Source organism: Mycobacterium sp. IDUB_3 (assembly GCF_055419585.1).
The window spans coordinates 4,075,437-4,096,301 of the sequence record NZ_JBVAXZ010000001.1 but is presented as its reverse complement, the minus strand read 5'-3'; the positions used below and the strand labels follow the sequence as shown (position 1 = coordinate 4,096,301).

At 66.8% G+C, this 20,865-nt stretch carries 27 protein-coding genes; 3 read left to right on the top strand and 24 right to left on the bottom strand.

The window, feature by feature from the left end; all coding sequences use genetic code 11:
* Nucleotides 1–9 precede the first annotated feature (9 nt).
* Nucleotides 10–924, top strand: a complete 915-nt coding sequence (locus tag ACZYVJ_RS19080) for a class I SAM-dependent methyltransferase (RefSeq protein ID WP_463832442.1) — start codon at nucleotides 10–12, stop codon at nucleotides 922–924.
* A gap of 161 nt (nucleotides 925–1,085) precedes the next feature.
* Here the strand turns inward: ACZYVJ_RS19080 and sppA are convergent, their stop codons facing one another.
* Nucleotides 1,086–2,861, bottom strand: a complete 1,776-nt coding sequence (gene sppA / locus ACZYVJ_RS19075; protein ID WP_463832441.1) for a signal peptide peptidase SppA — start codon at nucleotides 2,859–2,861, stop codon at nucleotides 1,086–1,088.
* 38 nt (nucleotides 2,862–2,899) lie between these two features.
* On the opposite strand from sppA, the gene ACZYVJ_RS19070 reads away from it, so the two are divergent.
* On the top strand, nucleotides 2,900–3,826 hold the full coding sequence (locus ACZYVJ_RS19070) for an LLM class flavin-dependent oxidoreductase (RefSeq protein ID WP_463832440.1): 927 nt from the start codon (nucleotides 2,900–2,902) through the stop codon (nucleotides 3,824–3,826).
* Here the strand turns inward: ACZYVJ_RS19070 and rplO are convergent, their stop codons facing one another.
* From rplO to ACZYVJ_RS19000, 14 genes are all read right to left on the bottom strand, one after another.
* Nucleotides 3,827–4,270: a 50S ribosomal protein L15 gene (gene rplO / locus ACZYVJ_RS19065; RefSeq protein WP_463832439.1), complete on the bottom strand. Its 444-nt coding sequence runs from the start codon at nucleotides 4,268–4,270 to the stop codon at nucleotides 3,827–3,829.
* On the bottom strand, nucleotides 4,267–4,485 hold the full coding sequence (gene rpmD / locus ACZYVJ_RS19060; RefSeq protein WP_463832438.1) for a 50S ribosomal protein L30: 219 nt from the start codon (nucleotides 4,483–4,485) through the stop codon (nucleotides 4,267–4,269). The genes rplO and rpmD overlap by 4 nt, the downstream gene beginning before the upstream one ends.
* On the bottom strand, nucleotides 4,482–5,165 hold the full coding sequence (gene rpsE / locus ACZYVJ_RS19055) for a 30S ribosomal protein S5 (RefSeq protein ID WP_463832436.1): 684 nt from the start codon (nucleotides 5,163–5,165) through the stop codon (nucleotides 4,482–4,484). Before rpsE ends, rpmD begins: the two co-directional genes overlap by 4 nt.
* Nucleotides 5,166–5,202: 37 nt before the next feature.
* Nucleotides 5,203–5,571 (bottom strand): 50S ribosomal protein L18, encoded by a 369-nt coding sequence (rplR, locus tag ACZYVJ_RS19050; RefSeq protein ID WP_463833062.1) that lies wholly within the window; start codon nucleotides 5,569–5,571, stop codon nucleotides 5,203–5,205.
* Between the two features lie 41 nt (nucleotides 5,572–5,612).
* A complete protein-coding gene (rplF, locus tag ACZYVJ_RS19045) occupies nucleotides 5,613–6,152 on the bottom strand; it encodes a 50S ribosomal protein L6 (RefSeq protein ID WP_064950239.1) in 540 nt (179 codons plus the stop codon).
* A gap of 23 nt (nucleotides 6,153–6,175) precedes the next feature.
* Nucleotides 6,176–6,574: a 30S ribosomal protein S8 gene (rpsH, locus tag ACZYVJ_RS19040; protein WP_007773558.1), complete on the bottom strand. Its 399-nt coding sequence runs from the start codon at nucleotides 6,572–6,574 to the stop codon at nucleotides 6,176–6,178.
* 85 nt (nucleotides 6,575–6,659) lie between these two features.
* Nucleotides 6,660–6,845 (bottom strand): type Z 30S ribosomal protein S14, encoded by a 186-nt coding sequence (locus tag ACZYVJ_RS19035; RefSeq protein WP_007167851.1) that lies wholly within the window; start codon nucleotides 6,843–6,845, stop codon nucleotides 6,660–6,662.
* Nucleotides 6,846–6,849: 4 nt separating this feature from the next.
* The gene (gene rplE / locus ACZYVJ_RS19030) at nucleotides 6,850–7,413 is read right to left on the bottom strand and encodes a 50S ribosomal protein L5 (RefSeq protein ID WP_064950238.1); all 564 of its coding nucleotides are present in this window, start codon (nucleotides 7,411–7,413) and stop codon (nucleotides 6,850–6,852) included.
* Nucleotides 7,413–7,730 (bottom strand): 50S ribosomal protein L24, encoded by a 318-nt coding sequence (gene rplX / locus ACZYVJ_RS19025; RefSeq protein ID WP_007773561.1) that lies wholly within the window; start codon nucleotides 7,728–7,730, stop codon nucleotides 7,413–7,415. The genes rplE and rplX overlap by 1 nt, the downstream gene beginning before the upstream one ends.
* The gene (gene rplN / locus ACZYVJ_RS19020) at nucleotides 7,731–8,099 is read right to left on the bottom strand and encodes a 50S ribosomal protein L14 (protein ID WP_003403649.1); all 369 of its coding nucleotides are present in this window, start codon (nucleotides 8,097–8,099) and stop codon (nucleotides 7,731–7,733) included.
* 351 nt (nucleotides 8,100–8,450) lie between these two features.
* Complete coding sequence (locus tag ACZYVJ_RS19015) at nucleotides 8,451–9,221, bottom strand: alpha/beta fold hydrolase (RefSeq protein ID WP_463832435.1); 771 nt, start codon at nucleotides 9,219–9,221, stop codon at nucleotides 8,451–8,453.
* 247 nt (nucleotides 9,222–9,468) lie between these two features.
* Nucleotides 9,469–10,404, bottom strand: coding sequence for a DUF4436 domain-containing protein (locus ACZYVJ_RS19010; RefSeq protein WP_463832434.1), 936 nt, complete (start codon nucleotides 10,402–10,404; stop codon nucleotides 9,469–9,471).
* A 252-nt stretch (nucleotides 10,405–10,656) separates the two neighbouring features.
* Complete coding sequence (locus tag ACZYVJ_RS19005) at nucleotides 10,657–11,547, bottom strand: formylglycine-generating enzyme family protein (protein WP_463832433.1); 891 nt, start codon at nucleotides 11,545–11,547, stop codon at nucleotides 10,657–10,659.
* Between the two features lie 23 nt (nucleotides 11,548–11,570).
* The gene (locus ACZYVJ_RS19000) at nucleotides 11,571–12,515 is read right to left on the bottom strand and encodes a DUF4436 domain-containing protein (protein ID WP_463832432.1); all 945 of its coding nucleotides are present in this window, start codon (nucleotides 12,513–12,515) and stop codon (nucleotides 11,571–11,573) included.
* 266 nt (nucleotides 12,516–12,781) lie between these two features.
* Here ACZYVJ_RS19000 and pstS point away from each other — a divergent pair, with 266 nt between their 5' ends.
* Nucleotides 12,782–13,903: a phosphate ABC transporter substrate-binding protein PstS gene (gene pstS, locus ACZYVJ_RS18995; protein WP_463832430.1), complete on the top strand. Its 1,122-nt coding sequence runs from the start codon at nucleotides 12,782–12,784 to the stop codon at nucleotides 13,901–13,903.
* A gap of 6 nt (nucleotides 13,904–13,909) precedes the next feature.
* On the opposite strand, the gene ACZYVJ_RS18990 is transcribed toward pstS, so the two are convergent.
* The 9 genes from ACZYVJ_RS18990 to rplB all read right to left on the bottom strand — a co-directional run bounded on the left by ACZYVJ_RS18990 (nucleotide 13,910) and on the right by rplB (nucleotide 20,846).
* Nucleotides 13,910–14,839, bottom strand: a complete 930-nt coding sequence (locus tag ACZYVJ_RS18990) for a DUF4436 domain-containing protein (protein WP_463832429.1) — start codon at nucleotides 14,837–14,839, stop codon at nucleotides 13,910–13,912.
* Nucleotides 14,839–17,214, bottom strand: a complete 2,376-nt coding sequence (locus tag ACZYVJ_RS18985; RefSeq protein ID WP_463832428.1) for an arylsulfatase — start codon at nucleotides 17,212–17,214, stop codon at nucleotides 14,839–14,841. Before ACZYVJ_RS18985 ends, ACZYVJ_RS18990 begins: the two co-directional genes overlap by 1 nt.
* A gap of 88 nt (nucleotides 17,215–17,302) precedes the next feature.
* On the bottom strand, nucleotides 17,303–17,650 hold the full coding sequence (gene rpsQ / locus ACZYVJ_RS18980) for a 30S ribosomal protein S17 (protein WP_065056821.1): 348 nt from the start codon (nucleotides 17,648–17,650) through the stop codon (nucleotides 17,303–17,305).
* A complete protein-coding gene (gene rpmC / locus ACZYVJ_RS18975; protein ID WP_463832427.1) occupies nucleotides 17,650–17,883 on the bottom strand; it encodes a 50S ribosomal protein L29 in 234 nt (77 codons plus the stop codon). Before rpmC ends, rpsQ begins: the two co-directional genes overlap by 1 nt.
* Nucleotides 17,883–18,299 (bottom strand): 50S ribosomal protein L16, encoded by a 417-nt coding sequence (gene rplP, locus ACZYVJ_RS18970; RefSeq protein WP_007773582.1) that lies wholly within the window; start codon nucleotides 18,297–18,299, stop codon nucleotides 17,883–17,885. Before rplP ends, rpmC begins: the two co-directional genes overlap by 1 nt.
* Nucleotides 18,300–18,302: 3 nt before the next feature.
* Nucleotides 18,303–19,142 (bottom strand): 30S ribosomal protein S3, encoded by an 840-nt coding sequence (gene rpsC, locus ACZYVJ_RS18965; RefSeq protein ID WP_463832426.1) that lies wholly within the window; start codon nucleotides 19,140–19,142, stop codon nucleotides 18,303–18,305.
* Nucleotides 19,142–19,708, bottom strand: coding sequence for a 50S ribosomal protein L22 (rplV, locus tag ACZYVJ_RS18960; protein ID WP_463832425.1), 567 nt, complete (start codon nucleotides 19,706–19,708; stop codon nucleotides 19,142–19,144). The genes rpsC and rplV overlap by 1 nt, the downstream gene beginning before the upstream one ends.
* Nucleotides 19,705–19,986 carry a 30S ribosomal protein S19 gene (gene rpsS / locus ACZYVJ_RS18955; protein WP_007773585.1) on the bottom strand — a complete coding sequence of 94 codons (282 nt, stop codon included), beginning with the start codon at nucleotides 19,984–19,986 and terminating at the stop codon, nucleotides 19,705–19,707. The genes rplV and rpsS overlap by 4 nt, the downstream gene beginning before the upstream one ends.
* Nucleotides 19,987–20,003: 17 nt before the next feature.
* Nucleotides 20,004–20,846 (bottom strand): 50S ribosomal protein L2, encoded by an 843-nt coding sequence (rplB, locus tag ACZYVJ_RS18950; protein WP_463832424.1) that lies wholly within the window; start codon nucleotides 20,844–20,846, stop codon nucleotides 20,004–20,006.
* Nucleotides 20,847–20,865 lie beyond the last annotated feature (19 nt).

The following is a 20,865-nucleotide window of genomic DNA, read 5'->3' as shown; positions in this document are numbered from 1 at the left end:
GTTCCAACCATGTCACGCTCTCACGACGATGAGTGGGATCTGGCGTCCAGCGTCGGCGCGACCGCGACCATGGTCGCGGCCGGGCGTGCGATGGCGACCAAGGATCCCCGCGGTTTGATCAACGATCCCTTCGCCGAGCCGCTGGTGCGCGCGGTCGGAGTGGACTTCTTCACCAAGATGATGGACGGCGAGCTCGATCTGGACGCGATCGAGAATGCCTCGCCGGTGCGTATCCAGTCGATGGTCGACGGAATGGCCGTGCGCACCAAGTACTTTGACGACTATTTCGTCGCCGCCACGGGCGGCGGGGGGCGGCAGGTGGTGATCTTGGCCTCCGGCTTGGACTCGCGCGCCTACCGGTTACCCTGGCCGGCCGGCACGGTGGTCTACGAGATCGACCAGCCCAGGGTGATCGAGTTCAAGAGCACCACCCTGGCCGATGTCGGCGCCGAGCCGACCGCGTCGCGGCGCACCATTCCCATCGATCTGCGCGCGGACTGGCCCGCCGCACTGAAGGCGGCCGGGTTCGACACGACGGCGCCGACGGCCTGGCTGGCCGAGGGTCTGCTGATCTACCTGCCGCCGGATGCCCAGGATCGGCTGTTCGACAACATCACCGCGCTCAGCGCGCCGGGCAGCACCATCGCCACCGAATTCGTGCCCGGCATCGTTAATTTCGATGCGGAACGGGTGCGCCAGATGTCCGGGTCATTCCGGGAGCACGGCGTCGACATCGACATGGCTTCGCTGGTCTACGCCGGCGAACGCAACCACGTCGTCGACTACCTGTCCAGCATCGGGTGGCGGCCCGAGGGCATCACCCGAACGGAACTGTTCGAGCGTAACGGCATCGAGCCGCCCGCCCCGGAGAACGACGACCCGCTCGGCGAGATCATCTTCATCAGCGCCAAGCTGGTGGGCTAGTGGCGATCGCAAGCGCGGCGTAGCCGGGCGCAGCGGGTCGCCACCATCAGGCTAGTGGCGATCGCAAGCGCGGCGTAGCCGGGCGCAGCGGGTCGCCACCATCAGGCTAGTGGCGATCGCAAGCGCGGCGTAGCCGGGCGCAGCGGGTCGCCACCATCAGGCTAGAGCCGCCAGGCTCCCGGCCACAACGCGCTGGCACCGGTGTAGGACCGTTCCACGTTGTCCAGGATGCCGCCGATGGTGCGGCCCAGCAGCGCGCCCAGCGCGTCGGGCACCGACGCGGCGGCCGGTTGCGAGGAGGCCCGTGGCCGCAGCATGTCCAGCAGCGAGCCACCCGGGTAGGTCACGACGCGCACGTCGGTGTCCTCGTCAAGTCCGGCAAGGATTTTCGCCCGGCGCAGCGCGGTGCGCAAGCCGCCCAGTTCGTCGACCAGGCCTCGCTCGCGCGCGTCGGCGCCGGTCCACACCCGGCCCCGGGCGACGCGATCGACGGCCTCGGTGGTCAGGTTGCGGCCGTCGGCGACCCGCTCCAGGAAGTCGGCGTACACCAGGTCGGCCTCGGCCTCCCGGTGGGCGCGTTGCTCCGGGGTGAACGGCGTCTCGATAGACCAGGCATCGGCATTGGCGTTGGTGCGCACACTGTCCAGCCCGACGCCGAGGCGCTCCAGCAGATCGCGAATCACCAGCTTGCCGGTGATCACGCCGATCGAACCGGTGATGGTCGCGGGACTGGCGACGATCGCGTCGGCGGCCACCGCTATGTAGTAGCCGCCGGACGCGGCGACCGCGCCCATCGACGCCACCACCGGCTTGCCGCGTTTGCGAGCCCTTTTCACTTCGCGCCAAAGGGTTTCCGATGCGGTCACCGAACCCCCGGGGCTGTTCACCCGCAGCACGATCGCGGACACCGAGTCATCGGCGGCGGCTTCCCGCAGCGCCGGGGCGATGGTGTCGCTTCCGACGGTGGAGGCGCCGAACGGCAGGAACTGCGGTCCCCCACGCCCGTCGACGATCGTGCCGTCGATGTTGATGACGGCCACCTTCGGCTTGGGGCGGCGTCCGGGAACCGAGGGCACCGGCGGGGTCAGCCGGGACCTGGACGCGCCGGCGTAGCGCGACAGGTACAGCCGCGGTGGCGTGTTCTCCTCGGCAACATCTTGCACGCCAACCAGTTCCGCGATGTGGTCGTAGGCCTCGTCCCGGAACCCGATCCGGTCGACCAGTCCCGACGAGACGGCCTCCTCGCGCAGCAGCGGGGCGCGGTCGGCCAGCGCATCGAGCACACCGGCGTCGAGCTTGCGCGAGCGCGCCACCGCTTCCCACACCTGCTCCTGCAGGCTTTCCAGCATCCGGGTGACGGCCTCGCGGTGTGCCTCGGTGAAGCCGTACTCGGTGAAACGGTTTGCGGCCGACTTGTATTCGCCGCGCGCGACGAATTGGGCTTCGATGCCGGCCTTGTCGAACGCGTCGCGCAGGAAGGTGGCATTGCTGGCGAAGCCGATCAGCCCGACGCTTCCGGCGGGCTGCATCCAGACCTCACCGAACGCCGAGGCCAGGTAGTACGACAGCGTGCCAGGGTAGGTCTCGGCCCAGGCCAGCGACGGCTTGGCGGCGGTGAACGCGACGATGGCCTCGCGCAACTCCTGCACCGCGGCCGACGGCGACGCGCCGAGTTGAACCCGGGCGATCAGCCCGGCCACCCGCGGGTCCTCGGCCGCCCGGTAGACGGCGTCCACCATCTCGCGCAGCGGGACCGGCCGGTTTCCCCCGCTGAGGATGGCCAACGGGTCGAAGCCCGACGTCTCCGGCGGCATCGAACGCAGGTCCAATTCGAGCACGCAACCGTTGGGCACGCCGTGATGGCGGGCGGTGTCGACCCGCCCGGCGAGGGCAAGAACCTCACCGACGCCGGGGATCGAAGGCAGGAAACCGAACATGTCTGCAGACTACCGATGCACGACCGTACGGTGGTCGGGTGAGGTTCTCCATCGCGATCCCGCAGTTCGACTACGACGGCTTCGACGCAGCCGGCCTGCGCGCATTTCTCGCGCGCGCCGAAGAGCTCGGGTTCGAGGGCGGCTGGCTGCTCGAGCAGATCATCGGGCCCGCACCGCTGCTGGCCCCGCTGGAGCTGCTGGCGTACTGCGCGGCCTGCACCGAACGGCTGCGCCTGGGCGTCGCGGTCCTGGTGACGTCGTTGCACGACCCGCTGCAGTTGGCCTCGGCCGCCACCGCCGTCGACCGGCTCAGCCATGGCCGGCTGGACATCGGCGTCGCGCCGGGCGGCGGCAGGCGGAAATTCGCGGCCTTCGGCGTGGACAAGGACACCTTCATCTCGTATTTCACCGAGGGCCTGGAGCTGATGAAGGCGGCCTGGTCCGACGAGCCGCGGGTGACGTTTCACGGCCGGTTCCGCGACGTCGATGACCTGCCGATCCAACCCAAGCCGGTGCAGCGGCCGCATCCGCCGATCTGGTTCGGCGGCCTCGCGCCCAAGGCGCTGGCCCGCGCGGTGCGGCACGGCGACTCGTTTTTGGGCGCCGGTTCGTCGACCACCGAGGCGTTCGCCGGGGCCGTGACCGTGGTGCGCCGCGAGCTCGACGAGCAAGGGAAGGACCCCGCGAATTTCACCATCGGCAAACGGGTGTACCTGATGGTCGACGACGACGCCGCCAGGGCCCGCGAGCGCGTGCTCGCCGGGCTGGACCGCATCTACGGAAAGATGCCCGGCGTACAAGACGTACCGGTGTCCGGCACACCCGACGACGTGGCGCGCGGGTTGCGTGAGGTCATCGACGCCGGGGCGCAGATGGTGCTACTGAACCCCGTCGGCGTCGACACGGCAGAGAACCATGAGCAGATGGAACGCCTTGCCGCAGAAGTGATTCCGCAGCTGAGCTAGCTAGGACAGCTCGGTCGCGGAACCGCCTGCGGCGGTGATCTTCTCGCGTGCGCTGCCGCTGAACTTGTGCGCGGTCACCTCGACCTTGACCGTCAGCTTGCCGTCGCCGAGGACCTTGACCAGCGAGTTGCGGCGAACCGCACCCTTGGCCACCAGCTCGTCCACGCCGATCGAACCGCCCTGCGGGAAAAGCCGATTGAGGTCGCCGACGTTGACGATCTCGTACTCGGTGCGGAACCGGTTCTTGAAGCCCTTGAGCTTGGGCAGCCGCATGTGGAGCGGCATCTGGCCACCCTCGAAGGTCGCCGGCACGTTCTTGCGTGCCTTGGTGCCCTTGGTACCGCGACCGGCGGTCTTACCCTTGGAGCCCTCACCGCGACCGACCCGGGTGCGGGCGGTCTTCGACCCGCGAGCCGGCTTGAGATCGTGCAGCTTGATCGTCATTTCTTGCTACCTCCGGTGCCCGTGGTCGTCGCCTCGGCCGGCTCCACCTCGACGAGGTGGCTGACCACCGCGATCAGGCCGCGGGTCTGCGCGTTGTCCTCGCGGATCACCGAGTGGCGGATCTTTCGCAGGCCCAGGGTGCGCAGGGACTCGCGCTGCTTCCAGCGGGTCCCGATGGTGCTGCGTACCTGGGTGATCTTCAGTTGACTACTCATGGTTGTGTCCCCGGCGTCTGGGCGTCTCGTGCCGCCGCACTGGCCATCGCGTCACTTTCGCGGCGCGCCTTGAGCATTCCGGCCGGCGCAACGTCCTCGATGGGCAGGCCGCGCCGAGCGGCCACCTCCTCGGGGCGCTGCAGCAGCTTGAGCGCGGCGACGGTCGCGTGCACCACGTTGATCGCGTTGTCGCTACCCAGCGACTTGGCCAGGATGTCGTGCACGCCGGCGCATTCCAGCACCGCACGGGCGGCGCCACCGGCGATCACACCGGTACCGGGGCTGGCCGGGCGCAGCAGCACCACACCGGCGGCCGCCTCACCCTGCACCGGGTGCGTGACGGTGCCGCGGATCAGGGGCACCCGGAAGAAGCTCTTGCGGGCCTCCTCGACGCCCTTGGCGATGGCCGCGGGAACTTCCTTGGCCTTGCCGTAGCCGACACCGACCATGCCGTTGCCGTCGCCGACGATCACCAACGCGGTGAAGCTGAATCGCCGACCACCCTTGACCACCTTGGAGACACGGTTGATCGCGACAACCCGCTCCAGGTAGTTGCTCTTGTCGCCGTCGCGGTCGCGGCCGCCACGGCCGCCGTCGCCACGACGACCGCGGCTGTCGCGGTCACCGCGCGAGTCACGGCTGTCGCCGGCGCCTTGTCCGCCGGCCGGCTGCTCCGCCATTATGCGGTCCTTCCAGTCGTGTTCAAGCTCTTCGTCATCAGAAACTCAATCCGTTCTCGCGTGCGGCATCGGCCAGCGCCGCGATCCGTCCGCCGTAGGTGTATCCGCCACGGTCGAAGACCACGCTGTCGATGCCGACGGCCTTGGCGCGCTCGGCAATCAGCTGGCCCACCCGCACGCTGCGGGCTTTCTTGTCGCCCTGCAGGCTGCGCACGTCGTCCTCGATCGACGACGCGGCGGCCACTGTGGTCCCGTTCTCGTCGTTGACCAGTTGCACGTGAATGTGCCGCGCGGACCGGTTGATCACCAGCCGCGGACGCTGCGCGTTGCCGGCGATCTTCTTGCGCAGACGTGCGTGCCTCCGCAGCCGAGAGACGCGTCGAGTCGCGGAAACGCTCTGCCCCACCGGCTTTCGCGTGGCGGTGTCAGCTTTTGTTTGCGCCATGATTACTTACCTGTCTTTCCGACCTTGCGGCGGATCTGTTCACCCTCGTAGCGCACGCCCTTGCCCTTGTACGGGTCGGGGCGGCGCAGACGGCGGATGTTCGCCGAGATCTGGCCGACCTTCTGCTTGTCGATCCCGGTGACGGAGAACTTCGTCGGCGACTGGACGGCGAACGTGATGCCGTCCGGAGCCTCGATCACCACGGGGTGGCTGTAGCCGAGCGCGAACTCGAGGTTGGAGCCCTTGAGCTGCACCCGGTAACCGACACCGAAGATCTCCATCTTCACCGTGTAGCCCTGCGTCACGCCGGTGACCAGGTTGGACACCAGGGTGCGCGACAGTCCGTGCAGCGAGCGGTTGCGCCGCTCGTCGTTGGGACGGGCGACCACGATCGCGCCATCCTCGCTGCGCGACACGGTGATCGGCTCGGCCACCGTCAGATCCAGGACGCCCTTGGGCCCCTTCACCGACACCTTCTGGCCATCGATCGTCACGTCAACTCCGGACGGGACCGGAACCGGCTGCTTACCAATGCGAGACATAGTCTTTCGTTACCTCCCCGCCCTTACCAGACGTACGCGAGGACTTCGCCGCCCACGCCCTGTCGGGCTGCCTGGCGGTCGGTCAGCAGGCCAGAGGAGGTGGAGATGATCGCCACACCCAGGCCACCGAGCACGCGCGGCAGATTGGTGGATTTCGCGTACACCCGCAGACCGGGCTTGGACACGCGGCGTAGGCCGGCGATGCTTCGCTCCCGGCTCGGCCCGTACTTGAGCTGGACGATCAGCGACTTGCCGACCCGAGCATCCTCGGTCCGGTAATCGGTGATGTAGCCCTCGCTCTTGAGGATCTGGGCGATGTTTGCCTTCAGCTTCGAGTGCGGCAACGTCACCTCGTCGTGATACGCCGAATTGGCGTTGCGCAGACGTGTCAAGAAGTCTGCGATCGGGTCCGTCATCGTCATGACAGCGTTGGTACCTTCCTCGCGATGGTTCCCGGTCCGGGCCTGTCGCGCACCTTTTCTCGGTTGGTCTTGGGGGTTAGGGCTGTTACCAGCTGCTCTTCTGCACGCCGGGCAGCTCGCCCGCGTGCGCCATCTCGCGCAGGCAGATCCGGCACAGGCCGAATTTGCGGAAGACCGCGCGCGGGCGGCCGCACCTGTTGCAACGCGTGTAGCCGCGCACCGCGAACTTCGGCTTGCGTGCGGCCTTGTTGACCAGTGCCTTCTTTGCCATCTACTCAGTTCTCCTTGAAGGGAAAGCCGAGGGCCCGCAACAGCGCTCGTCCTTCGTCGTCATTCGTCGCCGAGGTGACGACGTTGATGTCCATGCCGCGGACCCGGTCGATCTTGTCCACGTCGATCTCGTGGAACACCGACTGCTCGGCGAGCCCGAACGTGTAGTTGCCGACTCCGTCGAACTGCTTGGGCGAAAGCCCGCGGAAGTCGCGGATACGGGGCAGCGCGATGGAGGTGAGCCGGTCCAGGAACTCCCACATCCGATCCCCGCGCAGGGTGACCCGCGCACCGATCGGCATGCCCTCACGCAGTTTGAACTGCGCGATGGACTTGCGCGCGCGACGGATCTCGGGGCGCTGCCCGGTGATCAGGCCCAGGTCGTTGACCGCGCCGTTGATCAGTTTCGCGTCCCGCGCCGCATCGCCGACACCCATGTTGACGACGACTTTGGTCACCGTCGGGATCTGCATGACGTTGGCGTAGCCGAACTGCTGCTGCAGCGAATCGCGAATCTCGCTGCGGTAGCGCTCTTTCAGGCGCGGCTGAACCTTTTCTGCAGTACTCATCAGATGTCCTTGCCGTTGCGCTTGGAGATACGAACCCGCTTGCCGGTCTCCTCGTCGACCCGGTAACCGACCCGGGTGGGCTTACCGTCCGAGTCGACCACCATCACGTTGGAGATGTGGATCGGCGCTTCCTGGGTGACGATCCCGCCCGACTGCGCGCCGCGCTGGTTGGTCGAAACCGCGGTGTGCTTCTTGATCGCGTTGACGCCCTCGACCAGCACGCGCTCGCGGTCCGGGTAGACCTTCAACACCTTGCCTTTGGCGCCCTTGTCCTTACCGGCGATCACCAGGACGGTGTCGTCCTTCTTGACCTTCATTTACAAAACCTCCGGGGCCAGCGAGATGATCTTCATGAAACGCTTCTCGCGCAGTTCGCGGCCCACCGGCCCGAAGATGCGCGTCCCTCGCGGGTCGTTGTCGGGCTTGATGATCACCGCGGCGTTCTCGTCGAACTTGATGTAGCTGCCGTCGGGCCGGCGGCGCTCCTTGACCGTGCGCACCACGACGGCCTTGACGACGTCTCCGCGCTTGACGTTGCCGCCGGGGATGGCGTCCTTGACGGTGGCGACGATGACATCACCGATGCCGGCGTAGCGTCGCGACGAACCGCCGAGCACACGGATGCACAAGATCTCCTTGGCGCCGGTGTTGTCGGCGACCTTCAGTCGCGATTCCTGCTGAATCACTCGATCTCCTGACCTGGGTTGCGTGTGCACGGCAGGAGAACCCACCGGGGTGGGCATCGGCGGACATGACCCACCAAAAACCTGACGTGCGCGGTCTTTGTCACCGAAGGGCACGCGGGGCCGATTCACACCGGCCGAGGTCTGCCCAAGGCAACCCCTAGAGTCTAGGGGACGACCAGCTCAGAGCCAAATTCTGCGCCCAGGCGATCGAGATCGGTCAGTTCTGCACCTAAAACGGTGGTGGATCCTCGCCGGTGCCCCAGGTGGACAGCCGTGTAGAGCCCACCGAACGGCCCGGCGCTTGCTTGCTGCTGGGTGACGACGATCCGGTCGTGACGGTCGGGTTCGGCGTCAGCGCGCCGGAAGCGCCCGTGTGGTTGCGAGGATCGTGTCGGCGCATAGGCGCGGATTGTCGATCATCGGGACGTGACCGACGTCGGGGAGTAGCAAGTACTGGGCTCCAGGGAGCCGTTCTCGGGCGGTGGTGCCGTAGACGTGCGGCGGAAGAATGCGGTCGTTGCCCGACCATGCCAGGGTCATTGGGCAGGGCAGCGGATCGAGAGGTTCGACGCTCTCGGATGGTCGCAGCATGTCTTCGGCGGCGGTGCATCTTGCAATGTCGAGAAGGGCATCGAGGGCATGGGCGGGTGTGAGTCGTTCACCGTGATCGGCGGCATCCTGCGTCGCCAGTCGACGAAGACATGCGAAGCGGAGCAACGCCGGTGCTACCGGCCGAACTAGATGCACCCGGCGTCTGGTGCGCCGAAGCTTGTCGCTGGCACGAGTTTCGTCGCTTTTACCGTGCGTCCAGAACCCTGCCGGTGAGAAGGCGCAGACGGTAAGTGCACGGCCTCGGCGGGCCAGTTCGATGGCCATCCACCCACCCATCGAATTGCCGGCGATGTGAATGCGATCGAGTCCTCGGGCATCCAGGAGGCGCTCCATTTCATCGGTGAGGGCCGCAACGGTGGCTTTGCCGGTGAGCTTTGGCCCGCCGCGATGGCCGATGGCGGTGGGTGCCATGACGTCATGGCGATCGGCCAGCAGCGGGAAGACGTCGGCCCACACACTCGCGGACATCATCAGACCGTGCAGGAGAAGAAGCGGCTGGCTGGTGGTCATGGGGTTCCTTCGCTGTGGTGGCGTTTGCCTAAACCAGGGATGGCGGCCATCGCCAACCAACGCGCGGCGGCGTACTTCGCCGAACTCGTTGATGGCCCTTAGACGCAGCTCGTTTGCGCCATGTGACAACACGGCCACCCGGTGTGACGTACCTCACAGCCCCTGCACGCGCGCAAAGGGGTGTCCAGCACGCTGCGCGACCTCGTCATCGGGTCAGGACTCGAGTTTGGGCCACCGAAAGGTACGGTCAGTCGCCCTGCCGGATCCACGCGACGATGTACAGGGTCATGGCCGTCACCAGCGCGATGAGGACCCACTGCACGATCGCCTGGTCGATCCACGAACCGGGCGGCGGCGCCCCGGGCAGAATGTTGCGCAGCGGGACGATCGCGAAAAGGTTGGCGGCGTACCAGGTGGCGAACGGCGGCAGAAACTTCCTCCTGCCCAGTGCCATCGGAATGGCGACCAGCAGGGCCAGGGTGGGCAGGCTGATCAGCACCAGGCAGATCCCGAGGTCGAAGATCAGCGGACCCTTGGCCCGCTTCAGCGTGATCACCACGTTGCCGTTGTCGGTCGCGCGGGAGGTGGGCAGCGCGCTCCGGTCGTGCACCCGGTTGACGCTGATCTCCCAACCGTCGAGCGCGCCGGTCACTTCGACGCGGGCGGGCACCTTCTTGCGGTTGTCACCGGTCCCGACGAACGCGTCGGCCGCGATCGGCTCGGTTCGGTAGGAGTCGAACGGCCAGTTACCCGGGTCGCCGTGCGCCTCGATGGTGGTGCTGAGCTGGGCCGGCGCCTTGCCCTTCGGGTACTGCAGATCGCCCAGATCGCTTGTGGGATATAGGCGTACCGCGACATCGCTGGCCAGCACGTCAAAACGGTTGTCGTACTGGGCAACTCCGGGATAGGCGAGCACCTCGACGGACAGGCGGTTGGCGACCGGCTTCAGCTCCTCGAGACGCAGCTGCACGATCGTGGCGTCGCCGCCGCCCTGGCTCAGGTCCAGCGGGGGCAGGGGCCCCTCCGACCGCTGCAGAAAATGCACACCGAAAAGCGACAGGACGTAGACGATGATGACCGCCGCGAGAATGCACACGCCGATCGCGATCCGCGGCGCCTCGCGCTTTTTCGTCGCGCGCGGTGCCGGAGCCGCCGCGACCGGGGTCGGAGCCTCCGTGGTCATCGGCGGCCGTCGCGAGCAATGGCGGACCGCGTGCACCGCAAGGCTTGCTGGGGCCACGCCGGCACCGCTGACGACATCCGGCTGGAGCGGGGTGACACGTCGTCAGATGTTAGCCAATGACGGAACCTGACGCGCGGCGAAATCCCCTGTCCAGAAAGATAACAGGCGCCAGACACCCTGCGGACACGCACCGTTAACTTCACCGGCCGACACGTCCCGGGCGCAACCGTCCGGTGCGGTGCTACGGATTTGCTAGCCCGATGACGAGTCGGCCACGCAGCGAAACCCGATGTGCGTCGTCGCGGAGTCCTGCGACTGCGGTGACCGGGCCGCCGGACGATAGCGGTGGCAATACTCGGGCGCGCACAGGTGGCTGCCGCCCTTCAACGTCTGGTTGACGGACGGATCGGCCGGGCCCGACGGCGTGCAGCAGGATTTGGGCGGCTGGTCGAGCCGGTGGTGGGCGGCGAACTCGGTGGCCGTCCACTCCCACACGTTGCCGATCATGTCGACCAGCCCAAAAGCGTTGGGGGCGAACGTGCCAACGGGTGACGTTCCCACCCAGCCGAGCGCGCCGTCATTGCGGTACGGGAAGCTGCCCTGCCAGGTGTTGGCCATCAACCGCCCGCCGCTCGTGGCCTCGTCACCCCACGAGTACGTCGTCGTCGATCCGGCCCGGGCCGCATACTCCCACTCGGCTTCGGTCGGCAGGCGCCGCCCGGCCCAGCGCGCATAGGCCGCCGCGTCCGGATACGCCACCTGCACCACCGGATGATCGCCGCGACCCGCGACATCGCTGTCGGGCCCGAACGGATGACGCCAGCTCGCCCCCGGCACCCACTGCCACCACTGCCGCCAGTCGCGCAGGTCGACCGGCCCCGGCGTCGGCCGGAAAACCATTGCGCCCGGGCACAAATCGTCCGCGTTCGCCCCCGGGTAGAGCGCCGGATCGATCGGCTGCTCTGCCACTGTGACATATCCGGTGGCGTCGACGAATTCGGCGAACTGCGTGTTGGTCACCGGGTGCCGTTCCACCGCGATCGGCCCCACCGTCACGGTGTGGATCGGTGCCTCCTCGGGATAGAAGCTGGTCGATCCCATGCGGAATGACCCGCCCGGGAGGTCGACCAGCTCGCTCAACACCCCTTCAGGGTATAGATGACCCCTTAATCCGATTGCCGGTACCAGGTGAGCATGTACAGAGCCATCGCCGCGACGAGACCGATCAGCACCCAGAGCACCAGGACTTGGTCGATCCACGCGCCTGGTGGTGGCGCGCCCGGAAGGAAGTTACGGATGGGAATGACGGCGAACAGCAGGGCGGCGAACCACGTCACGAAGGGCGGCACGAATTTCCTTCGTCCCAAGGCGATTTGAATCACCACGGCAAACGCCAAGGCGGGCAGCGCGAAGAGCACCAGGCAGATGCCCAAGTCGAAGATCAACGGCCCCTTGGCCCGGTGCAGGGTGATGATGACGTTGTCGGCGCGATCCGAGTCCTGGCTGGCCTCGCCGACGCGCTGGACGCCGACGTCCCAGCCGTCCAAACCGCCGGTGACCTCTACCCGCGCGGGTATGTAGCGACGAGCATCGCCCTGGCCGACAAGCACATCGGCGGAGAGGGCATCGGTGCGGTAGGAGTCGAACGGCCAGTTGTTCGGGTTGCCATGTGCCTCAATGGTCGTCGCGACTTGCGCCGGTGACTTACCGGCCGGGTACTGCAAGTCCCCCAAGTCATTCGGCGGGTCCATGCGCACCGCGGTGTCGGTCTTGAGCACTTCGAGGCGTTTGTCGAACATCGACTCCTCGGGGATCACCAGCACCTTGACCGTGAGGCGGTTGGCGGCGGTGTCCAGCTTTTCCAGCCGCACCAGCACGACGGTGTCATTGGTCGCGTTGAGGTCCGGCGGCTTGAGCGGCCCCGCGGTCTGGGCCAGCAGATGCACGCCGAACAGCGACAGGACGTAGACCGCGACGAAGCCCGCGACGGCCGCCACGACGATGACCCTGCGCCGTTTGCGCCGGTCGGACGCGGCCGCGGGCGCAGGTGCCGCGGGTGATTGCTCCGACGGCGCTGCAGCCGGTGGCGAGGGTGGTGCTTGATGGGTCATCGGTGAATACCTCCGTGGGGGATTCGAGCACTCGAAGACGGATGCTAGCGAACTACGGCTCGCGGCGGGGCGAGTTGGAAAATTCGTCATGCGTAGGTAATTTTCGCCGATCCGGCATGCCCCAGCGGCAACCCCAGCGAAACGGATATGTTGGCTCGGCGGCGGCCGCAGGCGCGGCCGTGCAAACCTCGGGCAGACCGCCGGTCGGCGCTCCAGTTCATCCCGATTTTGTTTGCCTGTTAATCCACAGCGGTAATTGTCGAACGGTGAAGCACAATCGTTCGGTCTTCGGCGCCCTGGCGGCCGGCACCATGTTGGTCTCCGCCTGCAGCAACTCCCCCGCGAGCCTGTCGTACACCGCTGGGGCCAAGGTCGACTGTGGCGGCAAGCAGACCCTGGCGGCCAGCGGCTCGACCGCGCAAGCCAACGCGATGACCAAATTCATCGACGCCTATCGCCAGGCCTGCTCATCGCAGACACTCAACTACACCGCCAACGGGTCCGGCAACGGCATCAACGACTTCCTTGCCGGCAAAACCGATTTCGCCGGATCGGACACACCGCTGTCGGGAGACCAATACGCCGCCGCCAAACGGCGGTGCGGCGGCGCCGACGCCTGGAACCTGCCGGTGGTGTTCGGCCCGCTGGCCATCACCTACAACCTCGCCACCGTCGACTCCCTGGTGCTGGACGCGCCCACGCTGGCCAAGATCTTCAACGGCACCATCACGCGGTGGGACGACCCGGCGCTGGCATCGCTCAACGCCTCCATGCCGACCGAGGACATTCACGTCATCTACCGCAGCGACGACTCGGGCACCACCGACAACTTCCAGGCCTACCTGCAGTCCGCGGCCGGCGGGGCCTGGGGCAAGGGTGCGGGCAAGACCTTCAACGGTGGTGTGGGCACCGGCGCCGTCGGCAACGCCGGCATCGCGGCCGCCGTGAAGAGCACCGAGGGGGCGATCGGCTACAACGAACTCTCGTTCGCGCTCCAGCAAGGCCTGTTCGCCGCCGAGATCAAGACTCCGGCCAGTCGCAGGTCGTTGCGCCCGGTCCGGATCGGCACCGACACGGTGGGCAAAACCATCAAGGGCACCAAGATCACCGGCGCGGGCAACGATCTGGTGCTCGACCTGTCGTCGTTCTACAACCCCGCCCAGCCCGACGTCTACCCGATCGTGTTGGCCACCTACGAGATCGTCTGCTCGAGGTACCCGACCTACGATGTGGCCAAGGCGGTCAAGGCTTTTCTGCAGGCGGCCATCGGCCCCGGTCAGATCGAGCTGGCCAGAAACGGTTACATCCCGTTGTCGGCCGACTTCCAGGCGCGGGTCTCCAGCGCGGTGGACGCGATCAGCTCGGCGGACGCACCGAAGCCCGAATGAGCGAATTCAGGTCTTGGTAGGCGTTTTTCGATCACGTTGTCGCCACCAGCCGACCAGGAACAGCGTCAGCGCGCCGACCAGCCCGATCAACACCCACAACACGATGGCCTGGTCGACCCACGAGCCGTACGGTGGGCTGCCCGGCAGGATGTTACGTAGCGGGACGATGGCGAAAAGCATTGCGCCGTACCACGTGGTGAGCGGCGGCAGGAACGACGTCCTGCCCAGCGCCACGGGAATGGCGACCCAGAGCGCCAAGACGGGCAGCGAGATCAACACCAGGCAGATGCCTACGTCGAAGATCAGCTGCCCCTTGGTCCGGTGCAGCGTAATGACCAAGTCGTCCTTGAGATCTGGGTTGTTGTCTTCGGCGTCGTGGACGCGGGTGACGGTGGCATCCCACCCGTCCAGCCCACCGGTGGCTTCGACGCGGGCGGCGGTCTTCTCCTTGTTGGCGCCGGAGCCGGTGAACACGTCGGCCGAGATGACCCCGGTTCGGTACGAATCGAAGGGCCAGTTCGCGGGATCGCCGTGCGCCTCGATGGTCGTGGTCACCTGTGCGGGCGCCTTGCCGACCGGGTACTGCAGGTCACCCAGGTCGTTGTCGGGATACAGCCGCACCGCCGCGTCGGTCGTCAGCACGCCGAAGTTCTTGTCGTACAACGTGTCTTTGGGATACACCAGCACATTGACTGTCAACCGGTTCGCGACGGTGTCCAGTTTCTCCAGCCGCACCTGTACGACGCTGTCCTCGGCCTCGACCTTGCTCAGGTCCACCGCGGGCAGCGGGGGCGCCGATTTGGCCAGCAGGTGCACCGCGATCAGTGACAGCAGGTAGATAACGATGAGGGAGGCGACGATCCCGAACGCGATCGCGAATTGCCGCCCTTTTGCAGCGGTCGGTGCCGGCGGCCCGGCGGTCGTCGGGGTAGCCATCAGTCCCGCGAAAAGGCAAGCGCGATCTCGGTTTCCACATCCACGTAGGGCCGCCCGGACAGGTCGACGGTGACCTGGGTGATGGTGCCGCCGCTGAACGTGAAGGGTGCCTTATAGCGGCTGGACACCGCCGATCCGCCGTTGCGCCCGACCGTGATACCCGCACCGGCCAGCCCGAAGGTGCCGGGGTGGGTGGTCACCCCGGCCAGCGTGCCGACGACCTTGTCGTCGATGAACAGCGTGACGTCGCCCATCGGCGTGTGACTGTTCTCGACCGTTCCGGTGCGTGAATAGCTGGCCCCGAACAGGTGCCTGCCCAGGGGCACGGCGTCGGACGAGGACACCTCCTGCTGGCGCTCGCCGAGGAAGTTGTACACGTAGTGCAGCCGCCCGTCCTGAATGAACAGCACATGGCCACCGTGCGCCCCGCCCTGCTTGAACAGCACCCCCTCGGCGCCGGTGGTGTCCACGGTCACCTCGGCCAGCACCGAGAAAGACCGGCCGCGGAGTTCGGCGGCGGCACCGATGCTGACGTCGGCGCAGTCGGGATAGTAGATGTAGCTGTTGCGGTCGCTGACCAGATACGGCCGCGACCGCCCCAGTGTCTCGAGGATGTTCAGGTCCGATAGCGGCAGCCCGTTGTATTTGGCCGCCTCGGCGAACCACAGCGCTTTGAGTTCTTCGAGTTTGGCCGGTTTTTCGGCCGCCAGGTCGTGGCACTGGCTGCGGTCGGCCTCGATGTGGAACAGTTCCCAGCGGTCGGCGTCGAAGTGCGACCAGCCGGCCGGTGTCGCCGCGTGCACGGTGTTGGCGAACCAGCCCTGATGCCAGATACCGCGGGTGCCCAGCATGGTGTAGAACTGGGTGCTCTTGCCGGTGTCGGCGCCCGAATCGGAAAGGGCCGCTGTGAAACTCACGCCGTCGAGCGGCTTCTGGCGGATGCCCTTGACCGTTTCCGGCGGTGTCATGCCCAGCAGGTCGTAGACCGTCGGGGTGATGTCGCAGACGTTGACGTAGTTGTCGCGGACTTCCCCGTGTGCGGCAATTCCGTTGGGCCACGAGATGATTGCCGTGTCGGCGATGCCGCCCTCATGCGAGGCGTAGCGCTTGTACAGCTTGTAGGGCGTGTTGAACGCCATCGCCCATCCGATCGGGTAATGGTTGTAGGTCTGCGGGCCGCCGAGGTGTTCGAACAGCTTCATGCTTTCTTCGACGGTGTCGATGTAGCCGTTGAAGAACTTGCCCTCGTTGACCGATCCGTTCGGGCCGCCCTCGCCGCTGGCGCCGTTGTCGGAGATGACCACGATGATGGTGTTGTCCAGCTGACCCGATTCCTCGAGATAGTCCAGAACCCGGCCGATCTGGGCGTCGGTGTAGCTCAGGAACCCGGCGAACACCTCCGCCATCCGGGAGAACAGCCTCTTCTCTTCGTCGTTGAGCGATTCCCATGGCCGCACCGTGTCCTGCAGCGGCCACGGTTCGCCGGCCGGCCCCTTCACGTCGAGATACGGGTTCACCGGCGACAGTTCGGTGTCGGGCGGCACGATCCCCAGCGACTTCTGCCGCTCCAGCACCACCTCGCGGTAGCGTTCGTAGCCCATGTCGAACTTGCCCGCGTAGCGGTCCGCCCACTCGGAGAAGACGTGATGCGGCGCGTGCCCGGCGCCGGGGCACACGTAGGAGAACCAAGGCTTCTCGGGCGCAATCACTTTGGCGTCGCGGATGAATTCGATCGTCTTGTCGGCGATGTCCTTCGACAGGTGGTAGCCGTCCTCCGGGGTGCCCGGCGGAGTGACCGGATGGTTGTCGTACACCAGGTCCGGGTACCACTGGTCGGTCTCCCCGCCCAGGAATCCGTAGAACCGTTCGAAGCCGCGCGAGGTCGGCCAGTGCCGCTTCGTGGAGGCGAGATTCGATTCCTCGAGGGGGGTCAGATGCCACTTGCCCACGCAGTAGGTGTTGTATCCCCGTTCGGCGAGAGCCTCCGACAGCAGGCCGGTTTCGAACGGGATGCGGCCGTTGGAGTTGGGGAAGCCCTCGGTGAACTCCTCGATGGTGGCCATGCCGACGGTCGTGGCGTTGCGGCCTGTCAGCAACGACGCCCGGGTCGGCGAGCACAGCGCGGTGGTGTGGAATTGCGAGAGACGAATGCCGCGCTCGGCGATGCGCGACATGGCGGGCATCTCCACCAGGCCGCCGAAGCAGTCCCAGGTCGCAATGCCCGTGTCGTCCCACACCAGGTACAGCACGTTGGGCGCGTTCGCAGGCGCGGTCGGCGCGGCGTAGGGCCCCCAGTCCGGTTCGGAATCCCGGATGTCGAGCTCGATCTTGCCGCCAAATCCCGCGGATTCCGCGGACTCCGACCCAGCCACCATCGTCAGCCTCACTCTCGTCGCGGACTTGCCGAACGTGCGTGAAGACTACACCCGGGACAGGGCGCTGCGGTGGTGGTACGAAAAGGCCTTACTTCGCCTTTTCCAGAATTTCGACGAGCCGCCAACGCTTGGTCGCCGACGTCGGGCGGGTCTCCATCAACGAGACGCGGTCGCCGATCCCGGCGGTGCTGTTCTCGTCGTGCGCCTTGACCTTCGTGGTGGTCCGGATGATCTTGCCGTATAGCGGGTGACGCACGCGGTCTTCGAGTTCGACCACGATGGTCTTCTGCATCTTGTCGCTCACCACGTAGCCGATGCGCACCTTGCGGCGGCCCCGCACCTTCGGGTTGGCCGGAGTGTTCTTGGGGCCCTTGTCCTTCGACGCGGCCTCGGTTTTGGCGGCCTTCTTGGGGGCAGCCTTCTTGGCTTCTGCCATCACGATTCCTTACCGTCGGGCCCGGAAGCCAAGCCCAGTTCTCGTTCGCGCAGCACGGTGTAGACGCGCGCGATCTCCTGACGCACCGTGCGGAGCCGGCGGTTGTTGGTGAGCTGTCCGGTCGCCATCTGGAAACGCAGATTGAAAAGCTCTTCCTTGGATTCGCGCAACCGCTCGGCCAGCTCATCTTCGGTGAGCTCACGCAGTTCGCCAGGCGAAATTCCCACGGCCATCAGAACTGATCCTCTCGAGTCACGATGCGAGCCTTGATCGGCAGCTTGTGGATTGCGCGGGTCAGCGCCGCCCTGGCGGTCTGCTCGTTGGGGTAGCTGAGTTCGAACAGCACCCGGCCCGGCTTGACGTTGACGACCCACCACTCCGGCGAACCCTTACCCGAACCCATGCGGGTTTCGGCGGGCTTCTTGGTCAGCGGGCGGTCGGGGAAGACGTTGATCCACACCTTGCCGCCGCGCTTGATGTGCCGGTTGATGGCGATACGAGCGGACTCGATCTGCCGGTTGGTGACGTAGGCGTGCTCCAGAGCCTGGATGCCGTAGTCACCGAAGTTCACCGCCGTGCCGCCACTGGCGATGCCGCGCTGGCGGGGGTGGTGCTGCTTACGGTGTTTAACCCTGCGGGGAATCAACATGATTCAGCTCTCCGTGCTTTGTGATTCTGCAGCGGGTGCGGACTGGGTCGCGGCGGCTGCTGCGCCCTCTTCGGCGCTGGCGGCCGCGCGGCCTGCCTCGGTGCTGGTGGCCGTGGTGCCCGACGCGCCACTGCGGCGCGGGCGGGTGCCCGACGGACGCTCGCGGCGCGGACGCTCGGCGCCCGCCGGAGCGGCGGCGGCCAATTCGCGCTTCCCACCGACGACGTCGCCCTTGTAGATCCACACCTTCACGCCGATCCGGCCGAAGGTGGTCTTGGCTTCGTACAGGCCGTAGTCGATGTCGGCGCGCAGCGTGTGCAGCGGCACCCGGCCCTCGCGGTAGAACTCCGAGCGGCTCATCTCGGCGCCACCGAGGCGGCCGGAGCACTGCACCCGGATGCCTTTGACGTTGGGCTGACGCATCGCCGACTGGATTGCCTTACGCATCGCGCGGCGGAACGCCACGCGGTTGCTCAGCTGCTCGGCGACGCCCTGGGCCACCAATTGTGCCTGCGACTCCGGGTTTCGGACCTCGAGGATGTTGAGCTGCACCTGCTTGCCGGTCAGCTTCTCCAGGTCGGCACGGATCCGGTCGGCCTCGGTGCCGCGGCGGCCGATGACGATGCCGGGACGCGCGGTGTGGATGTCCACCCGGACCCGGTCGCGGGTCCGCTCGATCTCCACGTCGGCGATGCCGGCGCGCTCCAGGCCGGTCGAGAGCAGCCGCCGGATCGCGACGTCTTCCTTGACGTAGTCCGCGTACTGCTTGTCGGCGTACCAGCGTGACTTCCAGTCGGTGGTGATACCCAGCCGGAACCCGTGCGGATTGATCTTCTGGCCCACTAGTCTGAGCCTCCCTTCGCGTCAGAAGTCTCAGACGTCTTGGCTTCGGCTTTCGCCTCGGTTTTGGTTGAGGCCTTCTTCGCGGGCGCCTTGCTCGCGGCCTTTTTGGCGGGTGCCTTGTTGGCCGGCGCTTTCTTGGCGGGGGCCTTCGCGGCGGCCTTGCTGGCCTCGGCGCGACGGGTCCGGGTCGACTTCGCCGATCCCTGGTCCTTGCCCGGCCTGCTTTCCACCACGACCGTGATGTGGCTGGTGCGCTTGCGGATCCGGAACGCGCGGCCCTGGGCGCGCGGACGGATGCGCTTGGCGGTGGGGCCCTCGTCGGCGTAGACGGTGGCGACTACCAGGGTCGCCGGGTCCAGCCCGTTGTTGTTCTGCGCGTTGGCCGCGGCACTGGCGATCACCTTGGCCACCGGCTCACTCGCGGCCTGCGGCGCCCAGCGCAGGATGTCCAGCGCGTCGGCCACCGAGCGGCCCCGCACCAGGTCGATCACCCGGCGCGCCTTTCTCGGCGACACCCGCACGAAACGTGCTTTGGCCACCGCCGATGGGAATTCCGTTGTGGTCATCGCCGTTTGGCCTTCCGGTCGTCCTTGATGTGTCCCTTGAAGGTGCGGGTGGGCGCGAATTCACCAAGCTTGTGGCCGACCATCGCCTCGGTGACGAACACCGGGACGTGCTTGCGTCCGTCGTGGACGGCGAAGGTGTGGCCGATGAAGTCAGGAATGATCGTCGAACGACGCGACCATGTCTTGATTACCTGTTTGGTGTTCTTCTCGTTCTGCGTGTCCACCTTCTTGAGCAGGTGGCCATCGACGAACGGGCCCTTCTTCAGGCTGCGTGGCATGTGCTACTCCTGACTTCCTAGCGACCGTGCTTCTTGCCGGTGCGCCGGCGTCGGACAATGAGCTTGTTACTGGCCTTGTTCGGGTGGCGGGTGCGACCCTCCGGCTTGCCCCACGGGCTCACCGGGTGGCGACCACCGGAGGTCTTACCCTCACCACCACCGTGCGGGTGGTCCACCGGGTTCATGACGACACCACGGACCGAAGGGCGCTTGCCCTTCCACCGCATCCGGCCGGCCTTGCCCCAGTTGATGTTCGCTTGCTCGGCGTTGCCGACCTCGCCGACCGTGGCGCGGCAGCGCACGTCGACGCGGCGGATCTCACCGCTGGGCATCCGCAGCGACGCGTAGGTGCCCTCTTTACCGAGCAACTGGATGCTGGATCCGGCCGACCGCGCCAGCTTGGCGCCACCGCCCGGACGCAGCTCCACGGCGTGCACCACGGTACCGGCCGGGATGTTGCGCAACGGCAGGTTGTTGCCCGGCTTGATGTCCGCGTTCGGGCCACACTCCACCACGTCGCCCTGCGACAGGCCCTGCGGCGCAATGATGTAGCGCTTCTCGCCGTCCAGGAAGTGCAGCAGCGCGATGTTCGCGGTGCGGTTGGGGTCGTACTCGATGTGCGCGACCTTGGCGTCGACGCCGTCCTTGTCGTTGCGACGGAAGTCGATCACCCGGTAGGCGCGCTTGTGGCCACCGCCCTTGTGACGGGTGGTGATGCGGCCGTGCGCGTTTCGCCCACCGCGACCGTGCAGCGGGCGCACCAGCGACTTCTCCGGGGTGGTACGAGTGACCTCGGAGAAATCGGACACGCTCGAGCCGCGACGGCCGGGGCTCGTCGGCTTGTACTTACGAATTGCCATGTCTAATCAGGTTTCCTCT

Excerpts from the sequence above, each read along its gene's own strand:
- rplV (WP_463832425.1), bottom strand. The coding sequence starts at position 19,708 with ATGACCACAACGGAATTCCCATCGGCGGTGGCCAAAGCACGTTTCGTG.
- sppA (WP_463832441.1), bottom strand. The coding sequence starts at position 2,861 with ATGTTCGGTTTCCTGCCTTCGATCCCCGGCGTCGGTGAGGTTCTTGCC.
- rplX (WP_007773561.1), bottom strand. The coding sequence starts at position 7,730 with ATGAAGGTCAAGAAGGACGACACCGTCCTGGTGATCGCCGGTAAGGAC.
- rpmD (WP_463832438.1), bottom strand. The coding sequence starts at position 4,485 with ATGAGTAGTCAACTGAAGATCACCCAGGTACGCAGCACCATCGGGACC.
- rplB (WP_463832424.1), bottom strand. The coding sequence starts at position 20,846 with ATGGCAATTCGTAAGTACAAGCCGACGAGCCCCGGCCGTCGCGGCTCG.
- rpsQ (WP_065056821.1), bottom strand. The coding sequence starts at position 17,650 with ATGGCAGAAGCCAAGAAGGCTGCCCCCAAGAAGGCCGCCAAAACCGAG.
- ACZYVJ_RS19010 (WP_463832434.1), bottom strand. The coding sequence starts at position 10,404 with ATGACCACGGAGGCTCCGACCCCGGTCGCGGCGGCTCCGGCACCGCGC.
- ACZYVJ_RS19015 (WP_463832435.1), bottom strand. The coding sequence starts at position 9,221 with ATGACCACCAGCCAGCCGCTTCTTCTCCTGCACGGTCTGATGATGTCC.
- ACZYVJ_RS18990 (WP_463832429.1), bottom strand. The coding sequence starts at position 14,839 with ATGGCTACCCCGACGACCGCCGGGCCGCCGGCACCGACCGCTGCAAAA.
- rpsH (WP_007773558.1), bottom strand. The coding sequence starts at position 6,574 with ATGACGATGACGGACCCGATCGCAGACTTCTTGACACGTCTGCGCAAC.
- rplE (WP_064950238.1), bottom strand. The coding sequence starts at position 7,413 with ATGAGTACTGCAGAAAAGGTTCAGCCGCGCCTGAAAGAGCGCTACCGC.
- rplO (WP_463832439.1), bottom strand. The coding sequence starts at position 4,270 with ATGACGATCAAGCTGCACGATCTCAAGCCGGCTCGCGGGTCGAAGACC.
- rplP (WP_007773582.1), bottom strand. The coding sequence starts at position 18,299 with ATGTTGATTCCCCGCAGGGTTAAACACCGTAAGCAGCACCACCCCCGC.
- ACZYVJ_RS19000 (WP_463832432.1), bottom strand. The coding sequence starts at position 12,515 with ATGACCCATCAAGCACCACCCTCGCCACCGGCTGCAGCGCCGTCGGAG.
- rpsS (WP_007773585.1), bottom strand. The coding sequence starts at position 19,986 with ATGCCACGCAGCCTGAAGAAGGGCCCGTTCGTCGATGGCCACCTGCTC.
- rpmC (WP_463832427.1), bottom strand. The coding sequence starts at position 17,883 with ATGGCCGTGGGAATTTCGCCTGGCGAACTGCGTGAGCTCACCGAAGAT.
- ACZYVJ_RS19035 (WP_007167851.1), bottom strand. The coding sequence starts at position 6,845 with ATGGCAAAGAAGGCACTGGTCAACAAGGCCGCACGCAAGCCGAAGTTC.
- ACZYVJ_RS19080 (WP_463832442.1), top strand. The coding sequence starts at position 10 with ATGTCACGCTCTCACGACGATGAGTGGGATCTGGCGTCCAGCGTCGGC.
- rpsE (WP_463832436.1), bottom strand. The coding sequence starts at position 5,165 with ATGGCGGAGCAGCCGGCCGGCGGACAAGGCGCCGGCGACAGCCGTGAC.
- ACZYVJ_RS18985 (WP_463832428.1), bottom strand. The coding sequence starts at position 17,214 with ATGGTGGCTGGGTCGGAGTCCGCGGAATCCGCGGGATTTGGCGGCAAG.
- rplF (WP_064950239.1), bottom strand. The coding sequence starts at position 6,152 with ATGTCTCGCATTGGTAAGCAGCCGGTTCCGGTCCCGTCCGGAGTTGAC.